A 25,495-nucleotide genomic window follows, 5' to 3' on the forward strand; every position below is an offset into this window, starting at 1 on the left:
GCCGGATCCCTGACCGGGGGAAACGGATCGGATCCACAACCATGAGAAGGGAAAATTGTGATGCAGCAGAGATCGGTGATCACCTGTCGGAGGCTGGTGACCGCTGCAGCGGAACTGTTCGACCGCAAGGGGTACGTGAACGCGACCCTGGGGGAGATCACCGGTGCGGCACGGGTCACCAAGGGGGCCCTGTACTTCCACTTCGCCTCCAAGGGCGAACTGGCCCACGCCGTGGAGGAGCACGGCTGCACCCTGCTCGCCCAGTCGGTCGACCGGCTCGCCGCCGGCAGCAGCTCACCGCTGCAGACCCTGATCGACTTCACCCACTGGCTGGCCCGGGGGCTGCGCGAGGAAGCCGCGCTGCGCGCCAACTTCCGCCTCAGCAGGGAGCTGCGCGGCGGGGAGGCGGCCGGTGGCGGCTTCACCGAGGCGTGGATGACCACCGCCTGGTCGCTGCTCGACCGGGCCGGTGCGGCCGGGGAACTGCGCAACGGCGCCGACCGCGCGGGACCGCAGACGCTGCTCGCCGCGGCGGTGGCCGGCATCGAACTGCTCGCTGCCACCGACATGTCGGACGAGGAACTCACCGCCCGGGTCGCTGCCCTGTGGGACCTCGCTCTGCCCGGCCTGGTCGGGCCGTCCGGACGGACCGATTATCGGACGACTCCCCGCTGAGAGGGGTTCCCCTCCCGCATCTGGTCCTTTCGAGGGAGCAGGTCCCGGCCGGTCCTCATTCCGGGGGAGCGGGAGCGGGGGGAGATCGTGCGGATGGTCCTTCGGGACCACCCGCGAATTCCTCACCGCGAGCGATGGTTCAGAACCCGGTGCGCCACCAGAATTCCCTTGTACCCAAACCGGGTTGGAATCCTGAAGACCGTGGAGACCTGCTGTGCCCGACGCTGCTCCGGATGCGAAGAAGAAAAAGGCCAAGAGTTCCGAGAACGTGCTGTCGCGCGCCGGCGGAACCGGGGACATGATTCCCCGGGACCGGCGAGCGGCCTTTCTCGAGCAGATGATGCTCTCTCGTGAATGCGACCGACGTTCCGGGATCGTTCTGCGGCAGGGCCAGGCGTGGTTCCACATCTCATCGGCCGGCCACGAAGCCCTCGCAGCCCTGTGTGAACTGCTGGAACCCGAGGACCTGATCTTCCCCCACTACCGCGACCGCACCCTGATGCTGGCGCGCGGAATGGATGCCGAAGGACAGGCCCGTGACCTCATGGCCAAGGGCGGATCGCATTCCGCCGGACGTAATATGAGTTCGCACTTCAGCCACCGCCCGGGAAATGTCTTCTCCCTCGCCAGCCCGACCGGAAGCCAGTGCCTGCCGGCGGCCGGCGCCGCGTGGGCGTCCGTACTGAGCGGCGAGAGGAAGGTCGTCGTCTGCTCCATCGGCGACGCCTCGACGCGACAGGGTGAATTCTTCGAAGCGGTCGCCTTCGCGGTCGAACGGAAACTCCCGGTCGTCTTCCTCGTCTCCGACAACCGCTACGGAATCAGCACCCCGACCGACGGCCTCTCGCCGCAGCGGCTCGGCCTGATGCCGGACGCGATCACCAAGGTCGTCGACGGGTCGGACCCGGACGCCGTGCACGCCGCCGCGGCCGCCGTGCTGCCGGACGTCCGCGCCGGCCGGGGCCCGGCCGTGCTGTGGTGCCGGCTGGACAGGCTCGACTCGCACACATCCTCCGACGACCAGCGGCTCTACCGCACCGAGGACGAACTCGCCGCCATGCGCGACCCGGTGGCCCTCTTCACCGACCGGCTGGAAGCCGAGGGGACGATCGTCCCCGGCTGGGCGGACCAGGTCCGGGCCCGGCTCGCCGACGACGTCGAGGAGGTCTTCGACCGTGTGGCCGCAGAACCCTCCGCCGACCCCGGCGAGGTGATGGACCACCTGTTCGCCGCGGCGGACGAGCAGCCGACCGCCCCCGCCGACACCCGCCCCTGCGGCGGAACGATGGTCGAGGCGGTGAACCGGGCCCTGCGCACCGGGCTGGAGAACGACCCGACGCTGGTGCTGTTCGGCGAGGACATCGAGGACCCGAAGGGCGGCGTCTTCGGATTCACCAAGGGCCTCGGCACCCTCGCCGGCCCCCGGATGACCAACTCCCCGCTCGCCGAGGCCACCATCGTCGGCGCCGCCGTCGGGCTCGCTGCGGCCGGCATGCGGCCGGTGGTCGAGCTCCAGTTCGTCGACTTCGCCGGACCGGCCTGGAACCAGATCGCCTCCCAGCTGACCACCCTGCGCTGGCGGACGGCCTCCGCCTGGCGCTGCCCCGTCGTGATCTACGCACCCTGGGGCGGCTACCTGCCGGGCGGCGGAATCTGGCACAGCCAGAGCAACGAGAGCCTGTTCACCCACCTGCCCGGGCTGCGGGTCGTGGTGCCCTCCACCCCCGAGGACACCGAGGCGGTCTTCCTGGAGTCCTTCGCATCCCCCGACCCGACGCTGATCCTGCTCCCCAAGCACCTGATGCGCCGCCAGCACCCGCCGCAGCCCGGACCGGCACCCGCCCGGGGCGCCCGGCTGCTGCGTACCGGAGCCGACGTCACCATCGCCACCTGGGGCAATGGCACCGAACTGGCCACGGAGGCGGCGGACCGGCTGGCCGCCGAGGGCGTCGGCACCGAGGTGATCGACCTGCGCTGGTTGACCCCGGTCGACCGAGAGGCGGTCGCCGCCTCCGTCCGGCGGACCGGCCGTCTGGTGGTGGTCCAGGAGGACAACCGCACCAGCAGTTTCGGCGCCACCGTCCTGGCCGACCTCCTCGGCAGTGATGACGAGTTCTACTCGCTGCTCGCGCCGCCCCGGCTCGTATCCCGCCGGGACGTCCACATCCCCTTCCACCCCGACCTGGAGAGCGCCGTGCTGCCCGCGGCGGACGACGTGGTCGCGGCCATCCGATCGGTGCTGGCATGAGCGAGAAGAAGACGACGACCACCTTGACCGTCCCGCGACTGGGGGAGGGGATCGTCGAAGTCCTGATCCTGCGTCTGCTGAAGCAGCCCGGTGACCTCGTCGCCAAGGACGAACTGCTCTACGAGATGGAGCACGACAAGGCTTCCCTGGAGATCGAGTCGCCGACGGCCGGCAGGCTGACCGCCTGGCTGGTCGAAGAGGGCCGACGGGTGCCGATCGGCGGAGCCGTCGCCGAGATCGAGCCGGTCGCCGAGACCGAGCCGGTCGCCGAGACCGAGGCGGTCGCCGGGACCGGAGCACCCGCCGAGCCGGGCGCAGCCGCCGACGGCGCAGGCCCGGCTCCCGCACCCGCGCAGGGCGCGTCGCCCGCCGGACCGCCCGGACAGCCCCGGACCGGCACCGTCCGCATCCCGCCCCGCACCCGGGCCCACGCCCGCAGGCTGGGCCTGGACGAGACGGTCCTGGCGACCTTGGTTCCCGCCCGGGGGCGCAGCCTGATGCCGGCCGACCTGGAGCGCCACGTCGCCGACCGCGCCTGCGCCGCCCCCGAGCCGCAGCAGGTCCGGCTCCAGGCCCGGTCCCAGGACCCGGTCGAGGGCGCGAAGCCCGTCACCCCGGCGCCGCTCACCGGCGCCGGCCACGACTTCACCGACCGGCCCGTCAGCCGGCGTCAGAAGGAGCTCAACCGGGCGCTGCGTTCCGGCACCGGTGACGTGGTGCCTGCCGTTGTGGCCACCGAGGTCCGGGAAGAACTCCTCGCGAGCGCGCTGCGCGCCCGCCGCGCCGCCAGCGACGGCCAGAGCTTCACCACTGCCTTCCAGGTCTTCGCACACCTGGCTGCCCGTGTCGCCGCCGACTTCCCGTTCCTGAGGTCGCGCCGCCTGGGCGAGGACCACCTGCGCGTCTTCGACCACGTGGACCTGGGCATCGCCTGTGCCGGTGAGGACGGTGATCTGACGATCGGCGTGGTGCGCGGCTCCGACCTGCTGGACGCCGACCGGTTCGACGAGCGCTACGCCGACGCCGTCGAGCGCGCCCTCGGCGGCGAGTCCCAGGCCGACGGCCGGGTCACCCTGATGCTCTCCCACCTCGGCGACCAGGGCGCGACCTTCGCCGTCCCCGTCGTCGTGCCGCCCGCCGCCGCCACGCTGTTCCTCGGAGCGCCGTCCGGCAGCGGGCCCAAGGCGGTCCGCCGGATCGTTCTGGCATTCGACCACACCGTGTTCAACGGCCAGGAGGCCGCCCGCTTCCTGGACGCCCTGCGGGCCGAGCTCGCACAGGCCGGTGAACCGGAGGCACCCGTCCCGGCCGCGACGACCGACCGGACCCGGGCCGACGGACAGCAGGCCAGGGAGGTCCGGGAGAGCGCGCTGGAGCGGCTCACGGCTCTCGCGAGCGAGGTGGCCGACCACGCGGTGGATCCCGACCGCCCGCTCGGCGAGCAGGGCATCGACTCCGCCAAGGCCCTGCGCCTGACCCGTGAAGCGGGCCGCATCTTCGGGACCAAGCTGCCCGCCACCGCGATCTGGAAGTACCCGACCCTGCGGGCCCTCGCCGAGCTGCTCCCGCAGACCGCACCCGGCGAGGCGCGCCCGACCCCGCCCACGCCGACCGTGCCGGTCGCGTCCGTGCCGGTCGCGTCCGCGGCGGCCACGTCCGTAGCGGCCACGTCCGTGCCGGTTCCGGTGGCCGTTCCGGATGCCCGCGGGCCGGCTGAGGAAGACGTACGGGGCGCCGTCGCCGTCATCGGCATGGCCTGCCGTGTCCCCGGCGCCGACGACGTGGACGCGTTCTGGTCCCTGCTGGCCGAGGGCCACTGCCGGATCGAGCCGGTTCCCGCGGGTCGTTTTGCCGGGTCCCCGGCCGGCGACCCGGCCGCCGCCGCGCCGCGGGCCGGGCTGCTGGACCGGATCGACCTCTTCGACGCCCGCTTCTTCTCCGTCACCCCGCGCCAGGCCGCCTCGATGGACCCGCAGCAGCGCGCGCTGCTCGAACTGAGCTGGCACGCCCTGGAACACGCGGCCCTCGACCCGGACGACCTGGCGGGCACGCCGGTCGGCGTGTTCGCCGCCGCGTGCAGCTACGACTACCGCGAGCAGCTGGTGGAGCGGGACGCCGCCGACGGGTACGCCACCGTCGGCACCTTCCCCGCCTTCCTCGCCAACCGGATCTCCCACACCTACGACTTCACCGGCCCGAGCATCACCGTCGACACCGCCTGCTCCGGCGCGCTCACCGCGCTCTCGCTCGCCGAGCGGGCGATCCGCTCCGGAGACTGCGAGATCGCCCTCGCAGGCGCCGCCAACCTGCTGAGCAACGGCTTCAACAACGAGGCGTACCGCCGGGCCGGCATGCTCTCCCCGCAGGGGACCAGTCTGGTGTTCGACCGAGGAGCCGACGGGTTCGTCCGCGGCGAGGGCGCCGGCTGGGTGGTGCTCAAGCGGCTCGACCGGGCGATCGAGGACGGCGACCCGGTGCTGGCCGTCCTGCGGGCGACCGCCGTCAACCATGGCGGTCGCGCCGCCGCCCTGACCGCCCCCAACCCCCGCGCGCAGGCCGCCCTGGTGCGCACCGCCCTGGACCGGGCCGGTCTGCACGCCGCAGACCTGGGCTTCCTGGAGGCTCACGGCACCGCCACCCCGCTCGGCGACCCGATCGAGATCGACGCCGTCCGGGAGGTGCTGGAGGGTGGCGCCGGGGGACCGGTCACCCGGGCCGCCGGCCCGCTGGACCGGCTGTGGGTCGGCTCGGCCAAGGCGAACATCGGGCACCTGGAGGGCGCGTCCGGCCTCGCCGGCCTGATCAAGGCCGTCCAGGTGCTGCGCAACGAGCTGATCCCCGGGACACCGAACTTCACGGAGCTCAACCCGCACATCGACCTCGACGGCACCCCGCTCACGGTGGCCGACCACCCGGTCCGCTGGCCGCGGGTGGACGGCTCCCCGCGTCGAGCCGCCGTCAGCGCCTTCGGTTTCGGCGGCAGCAACGCGCACGCCGTCCTGGAGGAGGCCCCGGCCCTCGACGGCCCGGGCGCGGCGAACGGGCACGGCGTACTGCTGGCCGTCCCCCTGTCGGCCGCCACCGCGCGGTCGCTCGTCCGGTTGGCCGGCCGCCTCGCCGACCGGATAGGGAAGGAACCGTCCGGCCTCGACCTGCAGCAGATCGCCTGGTCCCTGCAGAGCGGCCGGCGCGCCCTGGCTGAGCGGATGCTGGTCGTCGCCCGCGACACCGGTGAACTGGCCGACGCCGTGCGGGCGTTCGCCGCGGGGGAGACCCACCCGGCGACCGCCACCCTCGAACGCCCCGACGCCCTCGCCACCCTGAGCGACGAACGGGCCCGCACCGCCCTGCTCCAGTGGCTCTCCGGCGGCACCGCCGACTGGGCGGCCCTGTGGACCGGCGGGCAGCCGCCCCGGCGCGTCCCGCTGGTGCCCTACCCGTTCGAGCGCGAGCCGTACTGGCTGCCCGGCGAGCCCGCGGCCCGCCCCGCGTCGGCGGTGGCTGCCCCGTCCGGCCCCGCGCCGACGGCCGTCGTGGCGACCGCTGCCGCCGTGACCGGCGGTCGCACGAACGCACTCGTGCTGCCCGCCGGCCACCCGCTGGCCGAGCACCGCGTGGCCGGCCGGGCCGTCGCCCCCGGCGCACTGCTGATCGACGCTCTCGCCGGCGGCGGACCCGTCGCCCTGAGCGGCGTCCGCTTCCTGCGCCCCGTCCCGTTCGACGACGGCCTGCGCCTGGAACGCGGCACGGACGACGGCCACGGCCGGACGGCCCTCACGGTCCACCACGACGGCCACGTCCACGCCAGGGCCGTCGCCGACCCGGGGACCCCGGAGCCGTTGGCGGCCAGCGACCGCACCCTTGCCGACGGCACCCCGGTCGACCTCGCCGATATGCTGCACCGGGCCGGCATCGATGTGGGCACCGCCTACCACGCCGTCACCGCCCTGGTGCGGTCCGGCAACCGGGCAGCCGGCCGGCTGACCCCGCCGGCCGGCGACCCGCTGACCCGCCGGGTCGGCTGGCTCGACGCCGCCCTGCAGGCAGCCTGCGCACTGGCCGCCCCCGGCAGCACCCTGATGGCCGCCGCCCTCGGCCGGGTGTTCTGGAGCGGCGAACTGCCCGACCGCGCGGACCTGCTGCTGCACCTCGTGGAGGATTCCCCCGAACACGTCCTGGTGGACCTGGACGCCGTCACCGAGGACGGACGGGCCGTCCTGCGGGTACGCGGCCTCCGCCTGGTTCAGGCACCGTCCGCACCCGCGTCGACCGCACCCGCACAGGCCGCGCAGGACAGCGCCCCGATCCGCGTGCTGTCGCCGGTCTGGGCCGAGGAGAGCACCCCCCGCCCCGCCCCGGCCGGCACCGCGACCCATACCGTCACGCTGTACGACCGGCACACCGAGCGGGCCGCCGAAGGCCTGCGCGGAGACGTCGCGACCCTGCTCCCGGTCGGCCCGGACGGCGTCGACCGTGACCGCCTCGGCACGGCCGTCCGCGCCGCAGCCGGATCCCCCCTCGCCGTGACCCTCCTCGTCGGCGGCTGCCGGTGGACGGAGGACACCGCCGGCGTCACGGCGCTGCGCCACTGGCTCACCGCACTGCTGACGACCGCCCAGGTCCTCGCGGAAAGCGGCACACCCGCCGAGGTGCGGCTGCTGACCACCGGCCTCGGAGCCCCCGACGGCGAGTCCCCGGCCCCCGGCGCCTCGCTCCAGGGCGCGCTCCTCGGAGCGCTGCGCACCCTGCCACTGGAGGTGCCGACCGTCACCGCCGCCGCCGTCGACCTGCCCGCCGACGCGCTGCACAGCGCCGCCTTCGAACCGATCGCCGCCGCCGTGGCCGAGCCCTGCGGGCGGGCCGTCCCACTGGTCGCGCTGCGCGGCGTCCGCCGCTTGCGCCAGGTGCTCGCCGAGCGGCCGCTGCCCGACGCCCGGGGATTTCGCCCCGGAGGGGTGTACGTCGTGTTCGGCGGCGCCGGAGGAATCGGCGGCGAGGTCGCCCGCCATCTCGCCGCCCGCTACCGCGCCTCGCTGCTGCTCGTCGGCCGCTCGGCCGAGGGCGAGGACGTCCGGAACCTGCTGGAGGACCTGCGGGCAGCCGGCGGGCAGGCCCACTACCACCGCGGCGACGTCACCGACGCCGGCGATGTCGCCGCCGCACTCGCCCGCTGCCGCACCGACTTCGGCGAGCCCGACGGCCTGCTGCACAGCGTCGGCTCCGTGAGCGACGGCCTGCTGACCGGGCTCACCGCCGCCGACATCGACCACGTGCTCGAAACCAAGGTCACGGCCGTCCTGACGCTGCGCCGAGCCCTGGCGGGCCGGCCGGGCACCGCCCTGGTCCTGTTCTCCTCCGTCGCCGGCCTGTTCGGCAGCGTCGGCGGCCTCAACTACGCGGCGGCCAACGCCTTCCTCGACCACTACGCGGCCGCCGTCGACGGCGACGGCGGGCTGGTGGTCCGCACCTTCGACTGGGGCCTGTGGCGCGGTACCGGCCTCGCCCGCCAGTACACCGCACACGTCCGGCGCCAGTACCCGGGACTGACCGACTTCGAACCAGAGAGAGGGGTGGCCGCCTTGGAAGCGGGCATGTCCGGCACCGATCCGCAGACCGTCGCCATCAGTGGCGATCCGGAGCCGCTGCGGGCCCTGACCCGTCCGGCCGCCGCCGACCCGGCGCACCTGCTGGAGCGCTACGCACGCGGCGCCCTGGCCCGGACCATGGCCGACCTCGGCCTGGACCACGGCACCGCCCGGGCGGGCTGCACCGCCGCCGCCGACCTGCTGGGCGTCGTCCCCGAGCACCACCGCCTGCTCGCCGCCGTCCTGGACCTGCTGGAGGGCGAGGGCCCCGACGCCCGGTCAGCCGTGCACCTGGCCGCCGACCGTGCCGCCCTGCTGGCCGGCCACCCCGACCTGCTCGGTCACGTCGAACTGCTGGACCGCGCCCTCGCCTCGTACGGCCCGGTGCTGCGGGGCGAGCAGCCCGCCACCGCGGTGCTCTTCCCGCGCGGCGACCTCGGCGCGGTGTCCGCCATCTACAGCAACAACCAGCTCTTCGACCCGGTCAACGCGGCCGTTGCCCGTGAGCTCGCCGCCGACGCCGCCCGGATCGCCCGCGAGGGCCGGCGCCCTCGCATCCTGGAGATCGGTGCGGGCGTGGGCGGCACCACCGCCTCCGCGCTGGCCGCGATGGACGCCCTCGGCGTCACCGACGCCGAGTACGCCTACACCGATGTGTCCCGCGCGTTCCTCCAGCACGCCCGGCGCCGGTTCGGCGAGCGGGTCGGCCCGCAGCTGCTCGACATCGAGAAGAGCCCCGCCGGTCAGGGTTTCGCCACCGGTCACTACGACCTGGTCGTCGCCAGCAACGTGCTGCACGCCACCCGCGACCTGACCCTGGTGCTGCGCCACGTGTCCGAGCTGCTCGCCCCGGGCGGACGGCTGCTGCTCGTCGAGATCACAGTCCCCGCCGCGGTCTACACCCTCACCTTCGGCCTGACGGACGGCTGGTGGCGCTACGTCGACAGCCAGTACCGTCTGCCGCACGGGCCGCTGCTCGACGGCGCCCGCTGGCAGGCCCTCCTGGAGGCCGGTGGCTGGACGCTCGCCGGGGTCGGGCACCAGCGCGACGTACCCGGATGTGTGGCGCTGCTGGACTGCCGTGCCCCGTCCGCCCCCGCCGCAGACGCGCCGGCCGCCGCAGCGGCAACCCGGACCCCGGCCGCCGACGGCACCGACGGCACGGGCGGCACCCGCGACCGGCTTCGGGAGATCGTCCGGGAGCTGCTGGGCGACCCGCGGGCCGATGTCCCCGGCGACCGGCCGTGGCAGGAGCTGGGCATCGACTCGCTGCTCAACCTGGAGCTCGTCACCGCCGTGTCGAAGGCGTTCGGCGAGATCTCCAGCACCGCGCTGTTCGAGCACCGGACGCTCGACGAACTGGCCCGGGCGCTCGGCGGACGGGTCCGCCCGGCCGGCGCCACCGCTGCGGCCACCGCCTTCGCCGCGGCCGAGGCCCCGGACGAGGCCCCGGCCGCCGGCGACGGTGACGCCACCGGCGACGGCGCGGGCGCCGCGGACCTGCTCGCCGAACTGACCGGGCTGGCCGCCGACCTGACCGGCCAGGACCACGCACTCATCGACCAGGATTGCGACTTCCCCGGCATCGGGGTGGACTCGCTGCTCAACGGCGAGTTCACCGCCGCCCTGCGGCAGCGCTTCCCTGCCCGGGCGATACCCTCCACGGTGCTGTTCGAGCACACCTCGCTGCGCTCCCTGGCCGCCTGGCTGGCGGCCCCCACGCGCCGGGCCCGCCCGCACGCGGTCACGGTGGCGGCCGCGACACCGCCCGCACCCCTCACCGTCCCGGCCACCCTGCCCGTCTCCCCGGACGCCGCGGCCCGCAGCGCTGCCGGCCCGCGCCCGGCCCGCCCGGCGGTGCCGGCCGAGCCGAGCGGGCACCGTGCACCGGTCGCCATCGTCGGCCTGGCCGGACGCTATCCGGGCGCCGAGGACATCGACGCCTTCTGGCGGCTGCTGTCCGAGGGCCGGAACCCGGTCACCGAGGTCCCGGCCGAACGCTGGGACTGGCGCACCGCCCGCACCCTCGGCGGCGGCTACGCCCGCTGGGGCTGCTTCGTCGACGGCTGGGACCGCTTCGACCCCGAGCTGTTCCGCATCACCCCCCGCGACGCCGCCGTGATGGACCCCCAGGAACGGCTCTTCCTGGAGGTCTCCTGGGAGGCGTTCGAGACCGCCGGCTACAGCCGCCGCACCCTGTCCGGCAGCGCCGGCGGCCCGAAGGTCGGCGTCTTCGCAGGCGTCACCTCCAACAGCCACCTGATCGCCCAGCACCAGGCGCGGCTGGCAGGCGCCGACAACCCGGAGTACGCCGTCACCGCGGCGGCCTCCGTCGCCAACCGGGTCTCCCACGCGTTCGACCTCAGCGGCCCGAGCCTGACGGTCGACACCATGTGCTCCTCCTCCCTGACCGCCCTTCACCTGGCCTGCCGCGCCGTCCAGGACGGTGAGGCGGACCTCGCCCTCGCCGGCGGCGTCAACCTCTATCTGCACCCGGACCGGTTCGCAGGCCTCTGCGCGCTCGGCATGCCCTCGCGCGGCGACCGCACCCGCGCCTTCGGGGCGGGCGGCGACGGCTTCGTCCCCGGTGAGGGCGTCGGAGCCGTCGTCCTCAAGCGCCTGGACCGGGCCGAGGCCGACGGCGACACCGTCTACGCAGTGATCCGCGGCACCGGCCTCAACCACGGTGGCGGCACCGGCGGATACACCGTGCCCAACCCGCTCGCCCAAGCCGCCGTGATCGGCACCACCCTCGACGCCGCCGGGATCGACCCCGCCGCAGTCGGCTACCTGGAGGCCCACGGCACCGGAACCGAACTCGGCGACCCGATCGAACTTCGGGCACTGGCCCTCGCCTTCGACGGCGACCGTCCCGCCACGGCCGGCCTGCGGATCGGCTCGGTCAAGTCCAACATCGGACACGGTGAGGCCGCCGCGGGCATCGCCGGCCTCACCAAGGCCGTCCTCCAACTGCGGCACGGCCAACTCGTCCCCACCCTGCACGCCGAGCAGCTCAACCCCAAGCTCGACCTGGACGGCACCTCCCTGCACATCCAGCGCCGCGCCGAGGCCTGGCCGCAGTTCGTCGACGCCGAGGGCCGGACCCTGCCGCGGCTGGCCGCCGTCAGCTCCTTCGGCGCCGGCGGGAGCAACGCCCACGTCCTGCTGGAGGAGTACCCGCGGACCGCACAGCCCGCGCCCGCCCGCCCCGGGGCCGACCGCACGCCGGTGCTCCTCCCGCTGTCGGCCCCCGACCCCCAGCGGTTGCGCACCCTCGCCGCCCGGCTCGCCGGCCTGATCGCCCACGTTCCCGGCAGCGAGACGCTGCTGGCCGCCACGGCCACGCCGACCGACATCGCGCACACCCTGCGGGTGGGCCGCGAGACCTGGCCGCACCGCGCCGCGGTCACCGCCTCCGACCCGAGGCGGCTGCGCGAGGCGCTCACCGCCCTCGCCGAGGGCCGCCCCCACCCGGACGTGGCCACCGCCGACACCGCCGACCACGCCGAGGCCGTCGCCCGGGCCTGGGTCGTCGACGGACGGCCGCCCGCGCAGGACCTGCCCGGCCGCCGCGTGGCGCTGCCCACCACGCCGTTCGCCCGCCGCCGCTGCACCCTGACCGCGCCCGAGGGGCACGACCCACTACTGGGCGCCCCGATCGACCTGCCGCTGGCCGACTCCGTACGGATCCCCGCGACCCGGACGGTGACGGCCCGCCTCGGCGGCGCGTCCCGCTGGGTGGCCGATCACGTCGTCGACGGCACCGCGCTGCTGCCCGGAGCCTTCCACCCCGAACTCGTCCACGAGGCGCTCCTGACCGCCGGCGAGTCCCCGTACCGCCAGGTCATCCGTGACCTGATGTGGCCCGCCCCCGCCGCCGGGCTCCCCATGACGGTCCGTGCCGAGCTGGCCGAACCCGGCGCCGACGGTACGCGCAGCTTCACCGTCGAGGCGGTCACCGCCGCAGACGGCGAGCGGACCGCGGCACGCGGCTGGACCGAAGCCGCCGTCGCCGACCGGGTCCAGCCCTCCCTGCGGTACCGGCCGGAGGACCTGGCCCGGCACCTCGCCGAAGGCGTCGACGCCGAGGACTTCTACCGGGTCTTCGCCGGCCACGGCTTCGCCTACGGTCCGCTCTACCGGACCGTGCGCCGTGCGCTGCGCGACGGCGAGGAGACCACCGCCCGGCTCCGGCTGCCCGACGGCGAGGACCGTGACGGCAGGCAGGTGCTTCACCCGGCGCTGTTCGACGGCGCCTGCCAGACCGCGGCCTTCCTGCTGCTCTGCGAGGATCCCGCCGCCCGGCGCCGCTACCGGCCGCTGTCCGTGAACCGCCTCGCCGTGCACGCCCCGGTGACCGGCGAGGCGTACGTCCACGCGCGCCGGGTCCGCGCCGAGGAGGCGTCCGGCACGCACGTCTTCGACGTGCGCCTGGTCGACGCCGGCTCCGGCGAGGTGCTCGCCGAGGCCGAGGGCTTCCGCATCAGGGTGGAGGACCGCGACGCCCCGGCGGCCCCGGCCCGTACCGCCGACACGGCCACCACGGCTGCCGCGTTCGCTCCGGCGGACGGCGACCGCGCCCCGGCCGTCGCCACCTACCGGCTCGGCTGGCCGGACGCCCCCCGTCCCGCCGCAGGGCGCCCGATCGGCACCCTCTGGACGGTGGGCGACGGCGCCCTCGCCGACGGCCTGGCCCCGCAGGCCGCCGCCCGCCTCTCGTTCGACCGGGCCTGCGACGTCGACGCACTGGCGGAGACCGCCGGGCGCACCGGAGCCCCCGCGACCGTCCTGGTCGACCTCACCGGCGGCCCGCGCGGCCTGGGGTTCGGCGCCGACCCGCTGCCCGCGGGGCAGATCGCGGCCGACTGGACGGACTTCAGGACCGGCCCGATCGCACAGGTCTTCGGCCTGCTCCAGGCCCTGGTCCGCTCCCGCGCCCTGGACGGCGTCCTGGTGCTGTTCGCCACCGACGACTCCGCCACCGGACCGTCGCCCTTCCAGCGCGCCCTGCACAGCCTGGTGCGGACGGTGGCCGGTGAGACCGGCAGGCTGCGGCTGCGGATGGCCTCCGTCGGCTCCGGCACGGCCGGCACCGTACTGCCCGACGCCGACGCCGTCGCCGCCGTCCGGGCCGAGCTCTCGGCCGAACCGGCCGACGGCGAGGACTGGGTGCGGATCGGCCCCGGCGACCGCCGCCGGCGTGCTGCCCTGGCCCCCGTCCGGGACACGGGTACGGCCGACCCGGCCGGCCTCCTTCGCGCGGACGGAACCTACCTGGTGATCGGCGGGCAGGGCGGCCTGGGCAGCGAGATCGCCGCCGCCGTCCGGGCCGCCCGGCCGACCGCACGCCTCGTCCTGGTCGGGCGCTCGGCCCCCGACGAGGCGGCCCTGGCCCAGCTTCGCGGGCCGGCCGGCACCGGACCGGTGGACTACCGCCGGTGCGACGTCACCGACCTCGCCCAGCTCGCCGAGCTGGCCGCGGAGTTGCAGCGCTCCGGCACCGAGCTGCACGGCATCGTGCACACGGCCGGCGTCCTGCGGGACGGCTTCCTGCGGGGCAAGACCCCCGAGATGATCGAGGAGGTCTGCCGGGCCAAGGTGCTGGCCGCGGTCGCGGTGGACGCTGCCTTCCACGACCACCCGCTGGACTTCTTCGTCGTCGCCTCCTCGCTGGCCGCCCTGGTCGGCAACCAGGGGCAGTCCGACTACGCCTTCGCCAACGGCTTCCTGGACGGCTTCGCGGTCGCCCGGACCCGCTGGACGGAACTGGGCCTGCGGTCCGGGCGCAGCCTCTCCGTGGGCTGGCCGGTGCTGGAGGGCGCCGGCATGGCGCCCGAGCCCGCCGCCCTGGGCTACCTGTCCGACACCTTCGGGCTGCGCCCGCTGCCGGTGCGCGAGGCCGTACGCCGGATGTGGCCGCTGCTCGACCTGGCCACCGGACCCGGGCAGGCGCACGCCGCCCTGGTCGCCGGCGACCAGGACCTGTGGTCCCGGGCCCTGGGAGTCGCCGCCGACGCCGCCGCGGACACCCCGGAGCCCCGCGAGGCACCGGCCGCTCCCACTCCCGCTGTCGCCGACGCCGCCGCTCCCACTCCCGCTGTCGCCGACGCCGCCGCTGTCGCCGACGCCGCCGCTGCCGCCGACCCGGCTCCGGCCGCGGACGGCCGCACCGCCGCGCTGCGCTGGCTGGCCGAGCGGGTGGGCCGGGCGATCGGCGTCCCGGCGGCCATGATCGCCGCCGACCGCCCGCTCCTGGACTACGGCGTCGACTCCATCGCGGTGATGCGCCTCAGCCGGCTGCTGGAGGACGACCTGGGCCGGCTGCCCGTCGCCCTGCTCCTCGACAGCTCCACCCTGGGCGAGTTGACCGACCGCCTGCTGCGCGACCACGGAGCCCAGCTCACCGCGGCGGTCTCCGCCGAGACCGGGCCGGCCCCCGCCGAAGCCCCCGCGGCCCCCGCGGTCACCGGGGCCGCACCGGCCCCGGTCGACGCCGCAGGCACCGAAGCCGTACCGCTGCCCGACCGCCTGATCGGGATGTGGACCTCCGACCAGGCCGCGGCCCCGCTGGCGCCGTACAACATCTCCCTGTCCTGGCGGCTCGCCGACGCCGACCGCGCCGCGCTCGCCGGTGCGGTGGACGACCTGGTGCGCCGTCACCCGGTGCTCGGCTGCTGCGTGCGCCCGCACCGCGGCGAACCGTCGTTCGTCCCCGCCCGGACGGCACCCGCCCTGGTGGACCGCTCGCCCGAGGTCGGCATGGACCTCGCCACCGCCGTACGGCAGGAGGCCGACCGCCGCTTCGCGCCGGCGACCGAGCCGCTGCTGCGGCCCGTGCTCTGGCGGGACGGAACCGACACCGTCGTCCAGCTGACCACGCACCACCTCGCCGCCGACGGCCGGTCGGCCGAGCTGATCGGCCAGGACCTCGCCGCCCTCTACGCGGCCCGGACCGGCGGGGGAACGGCCCTCGCCCCGGCGCCCTCCTTCGCCGACGTCCTGCGCCGCGAGCGCGAGGACGCAGCCCGGACCCGCGCCGCCGACGAGTCCTTCTGGGCCGGCCGGCTGGCACGGCTGACGGCCGAGCCGCTCTTCCCGGACGCGGACACGGGCACCGACGCCGCGTCCGCGCAGCGCGAGTACGGACTGGGCGCCGACCTGTCGGCACTGCTGTCCGCCACCGCCCGCACCGCCGGCGTGACCCCGTTCACCGTGCTGCTGGCCGCCTTCGCGGCCTCCCTCGGCCGGCTGACCGGACGCCGCTCGTTCCTGCTCGCGGTGCCCGCCTACGGCCGGGCCTCGGCGAGCGAGGACGACGCGGTCGGCTGCTTCGTCAACTCCGTGCCGCTGCGCATCGACCTGGACCCGGCCCGTCCGGTCGCCGACTGGCTGACCTCGCTCCACGACGAGGTCCGCGGTGCGGTCGGCCACGCCGGACTGCCCTACCCGCGGCTCGCCGAGCTGTGCCGGGCCGCCGGGGAGCACACCGTCCCCACGGTGACCTTCGCCTACCAGAACTGGCGCCGCGAGACCGCCGGTGCCGCCCCGGGCGGACGCACGGACATCGGCCTGCCGGTCCACCGGCGCGGCCAGCGCGGCCACTTCGACCTCGGACTGGAGGTCACCGACGGCCCCGACGGGATGGACGTGCTCGCCAACCACCGCACAGGTGCGCTCGACGGCCCGGCCGTCGACGGCCTCGTCGAGGACCTGCGGCGCATGGTGGTCGAGCTGTCCCGGGACCTGGACGGCGGCCGGACCGGCCGGCTGCTCGACCCCGCCGGGTCCACCCTGGTCAGCCGGTTCGCCGACTCGGTCCGCCGCACCCCGGACCGCACCGCGGTCGAGGACCGGGACGAGACGTTCAGCTACGCCGCGCTGGACGAGCTCTCCGACGCCGTCGCCCGGCAGGTGTCGCGGGCCACCGGCCCCGGTGAGCCGGTCGCGGTGCTGATGCACCGCTCGGCCCGGCTCGCGGCCGTCCTCCTCGGCATCCTCAAGAGCGGCCGGCCCTACGTTCCGCTCGACGACTCCTACCCCGCCGACCGCCTGCGGATGGTGGTCGAGGTAGCGGAGTGCCGGCTCGCCGTCGCCGACCCCGACCTGGCCGCGCTGCTGCCCGCCACCCTGCGGGTACTGCCCGCGGCCCAGGCCCTCGACCCGGCCGCCGCGCCGGAGCCGGACTCCGGGCGGGGCACCGCACCCCTCCCCGGCGACCTGGCCTACCTGATGTTCACCTCGGGCAGCACGGGCCGGCCGAAGGGAGTCGGCGTCACCCACGGGAACGTCGTCCACACCCTGGAGGCCATCGCGGCCACCACCGGAACCGGCCCGCAGGACCGCCTGCTCGCCGTCACGACGGTGTGCTTCGACATCTCCGTCCTGGAGCTGTTCATGCCGCTGCTGACCGGCGGCACCGTGGTGGTGGCCCGCCGCACCGACGTCGTCGACGCCGGGCGGCTGGCCGACCTGATCGAGAGCCGGAACGTCACCGTTCTCCAGGCCACCCCGGCCGGCTGGCAGCTGCTGCTGGACGGCGGCTGGCGGGGCCGCGCGGGGCTGACCGCGCTGTGCGGCGGCGAGGCGCTGCCGCCGAACCTGGCGGCCGGGCTGGTCTCCCGCACCGGCAGCCTGTGGAACGTCTACGGGCCCACCGAGGCCACCATCTGGTCGACGATCGGACGCGTGGACGGCGCGGCCGTGCACCTCGGCGGTCCGATCGGCGCGACCGACCTGGTCGTCACCGAGGTCGACGGCACGGCCGCGCCCGCCGCGGGCGAGCCCGGCGAGCTGTGGATCGGCGGACCCGGCGTCGCCCAGGGCTACTGGCGCAGGCCCGACCTGACGGCCGAACGGTTCACCGCCCACCCGGCCCGGCCCGAGGGCGGCGGACGCTGGTTCCGCACCGGCGACCTGGTGCGGCGCGACGAGCAGGGCCGGCTGGTCTTCCTCGGCCGGGCCGACAGCCAGGTCAAGATCCGCGGGCACCGCGTCGAGCTGGGCGAGATCGAGGCCGTGCTCGGCACCCATCCGGGCCTGGCCCGGGTCGTGGTGGTGCTCCGCGGCGAGGGGGCGCTGGTCCGGCTGGTGGCCGTCGCCGTCCCGGCGCGCGGCGCCGCCGCACCCGGCCTCGACGAGCTCCGCGCGTTCGCGGCGGCGAGCCTCCCGGCCTGGATGCTGCCCGACCGGCTGGTCACCACCCCCGAGCTGGCGCTCACGCCCAACGGCAAGGTGGACCGCAAGGCCGCCGCACTGCTGGCCCGGCCCGCAGCGGAGCGGGAGGCCGCCACCGATCCGGTCCGGTCCGCAGATCCGGCGCCCGCGCCGGTCCCGATGCCGCCTGCGGTCCACGCGCCGGCGCAGGCCGACCCGGCGCGGATCCGACAGAGCGTCACCTCCTTCTGGGCCGAGCTCCTCGAACTCGACCACGTCCCCGGTGACCGGCGGTTCTTCGACCTCGGCGGCAACTCGCTGCTGCTGGGCCGGCTGTTCGCCCGACTGGAGGACCGCTTCCCCGGCACCGGCCTGGAGGTCGCCGACCTCTTCGCCCGCCCCACCCTCGACGACCAGGTGGCCCTGCTCACCGAGCGGCTCGTCCCGGCCGCACCCCCCGCCCCGGCCGCCCCCGCCGCCCGGACCGCGCTGCCCCCTTCCGCTCCCGCTGCCCGCCCGTCCCGCCGCGAGGCACGGCGCGCCCTTCGACTCGGAGACGACCACCGATGAACCACGACCACCACCCGTACGACGCGGTCGACGACCCGAACGCGGTGGCCGTCGTCGGCATGTCCTGCCGCTTCGGCCCCGCCACCTCGGCGGACCGGCTCTGGGAGCTGCTGGAGCAGGGCCGCAGCGGGATCCACCGCTACTCGCCCGAGGAGCTCGTCCGGCTGGGCCACCGGCCCGAGCTGGTCCGGCGCCCCGGCTTCGTCCCCGCCGGCGTCGTCATGGAGGACGCCGACGCCTTCGACAACGAGTTCTTCGGCTACAGCCCGGTGCACGCCGAGTGGCTGGACCCGCAGCAGCGGGTCCTGCTGGAGACGGCCTGGCACGCCCTGGAGGACGCCGGCTTCGCGCCGGACCGCACGGGGCTGCGCACCGCCGCGTACGTCTCGGTCGGCCAGTCCACGATGCCGCAGGTCGGCATCACCGACCTGGACGCGGCCGGCATGATCCGCTTCTCCTCCTCCGACAAGGACTTCGCCGCAAGCCGGATCTCCTACAAGCTCGGCCTCACCGGCCCCAGCCTGACCGTGCAGTCCGCCTGCTCCAGCGGACTGGTCGCCGTCCACCTCGCGGTGGAGAGCCTGCTCGGCGAGGAGAGCGACCTGGCCGTCGTCGGCGCCGCCTCGCTGCACTTCCCGCAGGCGGGCTACCTCGCCGCACCGGACATGATCCTCTCGCCGAGCGGCGAGTGCCGGCCGTTCGACGACGGCGCCGACGGCACGGTCTTCGGCAACGGTGCCGGCGCGCTCGTACTGCGCCGGCTGGCCGACGCCGTCCGCGACGGCGACCCGATCCGCGCGGTGATCCGCGGCAGCGCCGTCAACAACGACGGCGCCCGCAAGATGGACTACCACGCCCCGTCCCCGGAGGGACAGGAGGCAGTCCTGCGCGAGGCGCTGGCCGTCGCCGGGATCGACGCGCACACCGTCGGCTACCTGGAGACCCACGGCACCGGCACCCACCTCGGCGACCCGATCGAATACGCGGCCCTCGACCGCGTCTACGGCGGCGAGCGGCCGCACCCCGCCGCCATCGGCTCCGTCAAGAGCGTCGTCGGCCACCTCAACACCGCGGCCGGACTCGCCGGCCTGGCCAAGGCGATCCTCGCGCTGGAGCACGCCGCCGTGCCGCCGCAGGCCCCGTTCGAGAAGCCCAACCGCCGGCTCGCCGGGACCGGCGGCCTGCGGATCGCCGCCGGCGGCGACGGCTGGCCCGTACCGGACGGCCCGCGCCGGGCCGCGGTCAGCTCCTTCGGCATCGGCGGCACCAACGCCCACGTGGTGCTGGAGCAGGCGCCCGACCTGCCGGCCCCGCCCGCCGGCAACGGCCACGACGAGCACCGGGTGCCCGTGTCCGCCCGTACCGAGGAGGCCCTGCGGCAGCTCGCCGCCTCCCTGGCGGACTCCCTGGGCGGCCCCGGCGCCCCGGAGCCGGCCGACGTCGCGCACACCCTGCGCACCGGCCGCAGCCACCGTGCCGTCCGGGCCGTGCTGACCGCGCGCACCACGGCCGAACTGGCGGAGCAACTGCGCACGCTCGCCCGGGAGGGCACCGCGGCAGCCGCGACTTCGGCCGCCCCCTACCGGGCGTGGATCGAAGGCACCGGCGAGCTGCCCGAACCGGAGCCCGCCGCGGGCCGGACCGGCCGACGCGTCCGGCTGCCCGGCTACCCCTTCGCCCGCCGCCGGTGGCCTCGCCCCGACGCCCCGGACCTCGCGCCGGACAGCCGGTCGCCCGAGGCGGCCACCGACGCGCTCCCGGTCCGGACGGTGCGCCCCGGTGACCCGCTGGCGGCCGACCACCTCGTCGGTGGGCTGCCGGTCTTCCCGGCCGCCGCCCAGATCGACCTCGCACTGACCGCCGCCGGCCGACTCGCCGGCGGACCGGCAGCCGGCCTCGCCGACCTCGCGTTCCGCCGCACGGTCGAGGTGGTGGACCCGGTCGAGCTGCGGGTGGAGATCGAGGACGGACAGGTCCGCGTGGCTTCCACGGACGTCCACTCCCAGGCCCGCCTGCTTCCGGCCGGCGCACCGGAGCGGCCCGCCCCGCTCGACCTCGCCGCCCTGCGCCGCGCGTACCCCGAATCGGCGGAACCCGAAGCCCTCTACCGCTACTTCGCGGACAACGGCGTCGGCTACGGCCCGGCCTTCCGGGTCCTGCGCGAACTGCACCACGGTCCCGCCGGGGTGCTGGCCCGGGTGACCGCCGCACCGGAGTCCGTGCCCGGCGAGACGGTCTCGCCCTGTGTCCTGGACGGCGCCCTCCAGTCCGTCATCGGCTGCGTCCTGCGCGAGGACCTGGCCGGCGAGACCTTCATCCCGTTCGCCATCGACGAGCTGACGGTGCACGCTCCGCTGCCCGGCGAGGTGTGGGTCACGGTCAGCCCGCAGCGGCTCGCCGGCGGCGGCCGGCGGGTGCGCCGGTACGACGTGGCCGTCGCGGCGGAGGACGGCGCGGTCCTGCTGACGCTGCGCGGCCTCGCCCTGCGCCCGGTCACCGCCCCCGCTGCGGCCGGTGCGCCCGCCGTGCCGCAGGGAGTCCACCTGTTCGCCTCCACCGCAGAGGAGTTCGCCCCGACCGGCCGGGACGCCGCCACGGCCGGACCGCTGGTGCTGATCGGCGACACGGCCCTCGACGGCGCCGACCTGGTGCTCCCGGCGCCCGCCGACCCCGACGCCGCCGCGGCGGCGGGAGCCGAGCTGGCCGCTCGGCTGCCCGCCGGCGCGGGCCGGCCGACCATCGTGTGGCCGGCCGCCGACGACCCGCACACCGACCCCGCGGCCACCGCCACCGACGGCGCCCTGCGCGTCCTGGCCCTGCTGCGCGCCCTGCTGCGCCCGCTCGGCCGACGTGGCGCACACCTGGTCGTCCCCTACCCGGCAGGCTCCCCGGCGGGTGCGGTGGCCGGCGCCGGCCTCGCGGCCCTGGGGCGCTCGCTGACCGGTGAGAACCCCCGCTTCGACCTCACCGCCCTCGCCGTCGAGGACGGCGCCGGACCGGCCGGGCTGCGCCGCGCGCTCGACGCCCTGACGGTGCGCGTGCCGCTCTCCCGTGCGCTGACCGTCGCGGCCGACGGCGGGCTGAGGACCACCGTCCTGGCACCGCTCACCCCGGCCGCCGGCTCCCGGTCGGTCCTGCGCCACGGCGGGCGCTACTGGATCCACGGGATGGGACGCCTCGCCGCCCTCCTCGCCGAGCACCTGCTCGACCGTCACGCCGCACGGATCGTGCTCACCGGCCGGTCCGCCGCCGACGGCGCGCGCGGCGAGGAGCTGCGCCGGCTCGCCGACCGGGCGGCCCGGACCGGCGGTTCGGTCGAGTACCGGCAGCTGGACCCGTCCGACCCGGCAGCCGTCGGCGACACCGCCCGGCGGATCGCTGCCGACGGCCCCGCCGTGAACGGCGTCTTCCACTGCGCCGGGGTCCTGCGCGACGGGTACGTCCTGCGCAAGACGGTCGCCGACGCCCGCGAGGTGATCGTTCCCAAGCTGGTCGGCGCGGCCGAGCTCGACTCGGCCACGGCCGACTGGGACCTGGACTGCTTCGTCGTCTTCTCCTCCGTGTCGGGCGCCCTCGGCAGCGCCGGCCAGGCCGACTACGCCTTCGCCAACGCCGCCGCGGACGAACTGGTCCGCCGCCGCGCGGACCGGGCCGGCCGGGGCCGTTCGGTCTCGATCGCCTGGCCGTTCTGGGCGGACGGCGGGATGCGCCCGGACGGGCCGGCCCAGGAGGAACTGGCCACCCTCGGCATGCGGGCCCTGCCCACCGAGGCCGGGCTCGACGTCCTGGAATCCCTGCTCGCCGGTCCCGCGACCGCGCCCGTGGTGCTGTACGGCGACCGGGAGGCCCTGCTCGCCTCCTTCCCGCTGCTGACCTCCGAGGCCCCCGCGGCCGTCCCGGAGCCGGCTCCGGCCCAGGCTCCGGCTCAGGCCGCGGAACAGGCGGCACCCGCCGCCGCGCCGGCCGGGGAGGTGACCGCCGTCCTGCACCGGCGGCTGGCGGCCGTCGTGGCCGAGGCGACCCGCACTCCCGTCGACGACGTCACCGCCGACCGCCTCTTCGACGACCTGGGGATCGACTCCCTGCTCGCCATCCGGGTCGTCGAGCTGCTGGAGAAGGACTTCGGGCGGCTCTCCAAGACCCTGCTGTTCGAGTGCCGTTCGGTGGAGGAGCTCGCCGAGTACCTGAGGGAGGAGCACCCCGAGCGGTGTGCCGCGCTCGCGGGCGGACCGAAGGAGACCGCCGCCCCGGCCGCTCCCGCCGCCCAGGCCCCGGCTCCCGCCGCCCCGGCCCAGGCCCCGGCTCCCGCCGTGTCCGCCATGCCGTCGGCGCCGTCCGACGACGACCTCGCCGACCCGCGGGCGATCGCCGTGATCGGCGTTGCCGGACGCTTCCCCGAGGCCGACGGCCTCGACCGGCTGTGGCGGAACCTGACGGAGGGCCGCGACAGCATCACCGAGGTCCCGGCCGACCGCTGGGACGCCGAGGCCCTCTACGACGCCGACAAGACCCGCGTCGACCGCACCCACACCAAGTGGGGCGGATTCGTCGACGGCGTGGAGAACTTCGACGCCGCGCTCTTCAACATCTCGCCCCGCGAGGCGGGGATCGTCGACCCGCAGGCCAGGCTGTTCCTGGAGAGCTGCTGGGCGGCCCTCGACGACGCCGGCTACACCCCGGACCGTCTGGTGTCGGCCGCGGAGGACCCGGTGCACCGGCGCGACGTCGGCGTGTTCGTCGGCGCGATGTACGGCGAGTACCAGCTCCACGAGGCGGAGGAGCGGCTCAGGGGCAATCCCGTGCTGGCCAACAGCGCCTACTGGTCCATCGCCAACCGGGTGTCCTACTTCTTCGACTTCCAGGGCCCGAGCGTCGCCGTCGACACGGCCTGCTCCTCCGCGCTCACCGCCGTCCACCTGGCGGTCGAGTCGCTGCGGGCCGGCACGTCGCGGGTCGCGATCGCGGGCGGCGTCAACGTCCTCATCCACCCCAACAAGTACTTCATGCTCGGCCAGGGCAGGTTCGCCTCCAGCGACGGGCGCTGCCGCAGCTTCGGCGCCGGCGGCGACGGCTATGTGCCGGGCGAGGGCGTCGGAGCCGTGCTCCTCAAGCCGCTGCGGGACGCGCTGCGCGACGGCGACCACATCCACGCCGTGATTCGCGGCACCGCCGCCAACCACGGCGGCCGTACCAACGGCTACACCGTGCCCAACCCCCGCGCCCAGGCCGACCTGGTGACGAAGGCGCTGCGGGACGCCGGCCTGACCGCCCGCGACCTCGACTACATCGAGGCGCACGGCACCGGCACCGCGCTCGGCGACCCGATCGAGATCCGCGGACTCGCCTCGGCGTTCGCCCGGGACGGCATCAAGGGCCCGGGCAGCCTCCCGATCGGTTCGGTCAAGTCCAACGTCGGCCACCTGGAGTCGGCCGCCGGTTCGGTGGCGCTCGCCAAGGTGCTGCTCCAGCTGCGCCACCGCACCCTGGTGCCGTCGCTGCACGCCACCCCGCCCAACCCGGAGATCGACTTCGACGGGGTCCCGTTCAGCGTGCAGCAGCAGCTCGCGCCGTGGCGCACCCACGACGGCGCCGCGCGCCCGCTGCGGGCCGGGATCAGCTCGTTCGGTGCCGGCGGCGGCAACGCCCACCTGATCGTCGAGGAGGCACCCGCGCCCGCCCCGCGTCCGGCAACCGGCCGCCGGGAGCCGCAGGTACTGTTCCTGTCGGCCCGGACGGACACCGCGCTCGCCGCGTACGCCCGGGACCTGAGGGACCATCTGCTCCGGGCCCGTTCCGCCGGCGAGGAGCCCTCGGCGGCCGACGTCGCCTTCACCTTCGCGGTCGGGCGCGTCGACCTGGCCCGCCGCGCCGTCCTCCCGGCCGACTCGCTCGACCTGCTGCTCGCCGGTCTGGAAGCCCTGGCCGAAGGCCGGCCGCGGCCCGTCCCGCCGGCCGGCGAGGAGATCGCCGCCTGGCTCTCCGGCCGGCGCATCGACCGCGAGGCCGCCTGCGGTGCCGCGTCCGTCGGCCGCCGCATCCCCCTGCCGCACTACCCGTTCGAACGTGTCCGCTGCTGGTACGACCTGCAGATCGCCCACCTGCACCGGCAGGGCCTCGGCAGTGCCGGGCAGGAACCCGCGTTCGCCCGGGACCACTTGCGCGACTTCGGCCGGGCACCTTCCGACCGGCCGCAGGCCATGCCGAGTACCGCGCCGGCGCCGGCCGCCGTGCCCGTGTCGGCCGCCGAAGGCGCGCAGGTCTCCGCGCCCACGGGCGTACCCGCCCGGGCAGCGGTTCGCCCCGCCGTACCCGCGCCGACTGCCGTACCCACCCTGACCCTGCGCGGTGCGGCCGAGCCGGCCCGCCGGCCGGCAACCGACCCGATGGAGAAGCCACAGATGACCAGCGACCGCAAGATCTCGCTCCGGCCGCTCGCTCCGGCCACGGCCGCGACGAGGCCCGCTGCACCGGCGACCCCGGCGACCCCGGCGGCTCCCGCCGCCGTGCCCGCCCCGCCTGCCGCACCGGCCCCTGCCGCCGTCCCGGCGGGCCGTCAGGAGGAGATCGCCGAGGAGGTCGCCCGGCTGCTCGCCGGTGTGCTGTACCTCGAACCGGAGCGGCTCGACCCGGAGGAGACCTTCCTGACCCTGGGCGTCGACTCGATCCTCGGCGTGGAGTTCGTCGCTGCCGTGAACGCCGCCTACCCGGTCGGAGTCAAGGCGACCGCCCTGTACGATCACCCGACGCCGGCCGCGTTCGCCCGGCACATTGCCGAGTCGCTCGGCGCCCCCGCCCCGGCACCGGCCTTCGCTCCGGCCGTCCCGGCCGCTCCGGCCGTCCCGGCCGTGGCCGTCGACCCCGCCCCCGTCGCCCAGGCACTGCGCGAGGAGCTGGCGCGGACGCTGTACTGCGAGCCCGGCGACATCGACGACGAGGCGAGTTTCAACACCCTCGGCCTGGACTCGATCCTCGGCGTGGAGTTCGTGGCGTTCGTCAACCAGACCTACGGGCTGGACGAGAAGGCCGGCATCCTCTACGACCACCCCAGCCTGGCCGCGCTGAGCCGCCACGTCGCCGGACGCGCCGCCCCGGTCCCGGCCGCCGCCGCGGAGCCCGCCGCCCTCCCGCTGCCGGTGACCGGCGCCGGGGAGCCCTCCCAGGCGGACCTGGACGCGCTGCTCAGCGCCGTCCGCGACAACCGGCTGTCCATCGAGCAGGCGGTCACCCTGCTCACCCCGCGGCGCTGACCCCGCCCTCCCGCACC

Annotated in this window: 4 protein-coding genes; all 4 read left to right on the forward strand. The window is 75.9% G+C overall.

Annotation, left to right across the window (positions count from 1 at the left end; genetic code table 11):
* The first annotated feature begins 60 nt into the window (after positions 1–60).
* The 4 genes from ACWG52_RS39080 to ACWG52_RS39095 all read left to right on the forward strand — a co-directional run bounded on the left by ACWG52_RS39080 (position 61) and on the right by ACWG52_RS39095 (position 25,478).
* Positions 61–675 (forward strand): ScbR family autoregulator-binding transcription factor, encoded by a 615-nt coding sequence (locus tag ACWG52_RS39080; protein ID WP_389814768.1) that lies wholly within the window; start codon positions 61–63, stop codon positions 673–675.
* 337 nt (positions 676–1,012) lie between these two features.
* On the forward strand, positions 1,013–2,923 hold the full coding sequence (locus ACWG52_RS39085; protein WP_389814770.1) for an alpha-ketoacid dehydrogenase subunit alpha/beta: 1,911 nt from the start codon (positions 1,013–1,015) through the stop codon (positions 2,921–2,923).
* Complete coding sequence (locus ACWG52_RS39090; RefSeq protein ID WP_453129127.1) at positions 2,920–18,231, forward strand: amino acid adenylation domain-containing protein; 15,312 nt, start codon at positions 2,920–2,922, stop codon at positions 18,229–18,231. Before ACWG52_RS39085 ends, ACWG52_RS39090 begins: the two co-directional genes overlap by 4 nt.
* Positions 18,228–25,478: a beta-ketoacyl synthase N-terminal-like domain-containing protein gene (locus tag ACWG52_RS39095; RefSeq protein ID WP_453129128.1), complete on the forward strand. Its 7,251-nt coding sequence runs from the start codon at positions 18,228–18,230 to the stop codon at positions 25,476–25,478. Before ACWG52_RS39090 ends, ACWG52_RS39095 begins: the two co-directional genes overlap by 4 nt.
* Positions 25,479–25,495 lie beyond the last annotated feature (17 nt).

The sequence above is a fragment of the Streptomyces sp. CLCI03 genome (assembly GCF_053615355.1).

Bases quoted from the DNA above. Each gene is read 5' to 3' on its own strand.
- ACWG52_RS39095 (WP_453129128.1), top strand. From the start codon at position 18,228: ATGAACCACGACCACCACCCGTACGACGCGGTCGACGACCCGAACGCG.
- ACWG52_RS39080 (WP_389814768.1), top strand. From the start codon at position 61: ATGCAGCAGAGATCGGTGATCACCTGTCGGAGGCTGGTGACCGCTGCA.
- ACWG52_RS39085 (WP_389814770.1), top strand. From the start codon at position 1,013: ATGATGCTCTCTCGTGAATGCGACCGACGTTCCGGGATCGTTCTGCGG.
- ACWG52_RS39090 (WP_453129127.1), top strand. From the start codon at position 2,920: ATGAGCGAGAAGAAGACGACGACCACCTTGACCGTCCCGCGACTGGGG.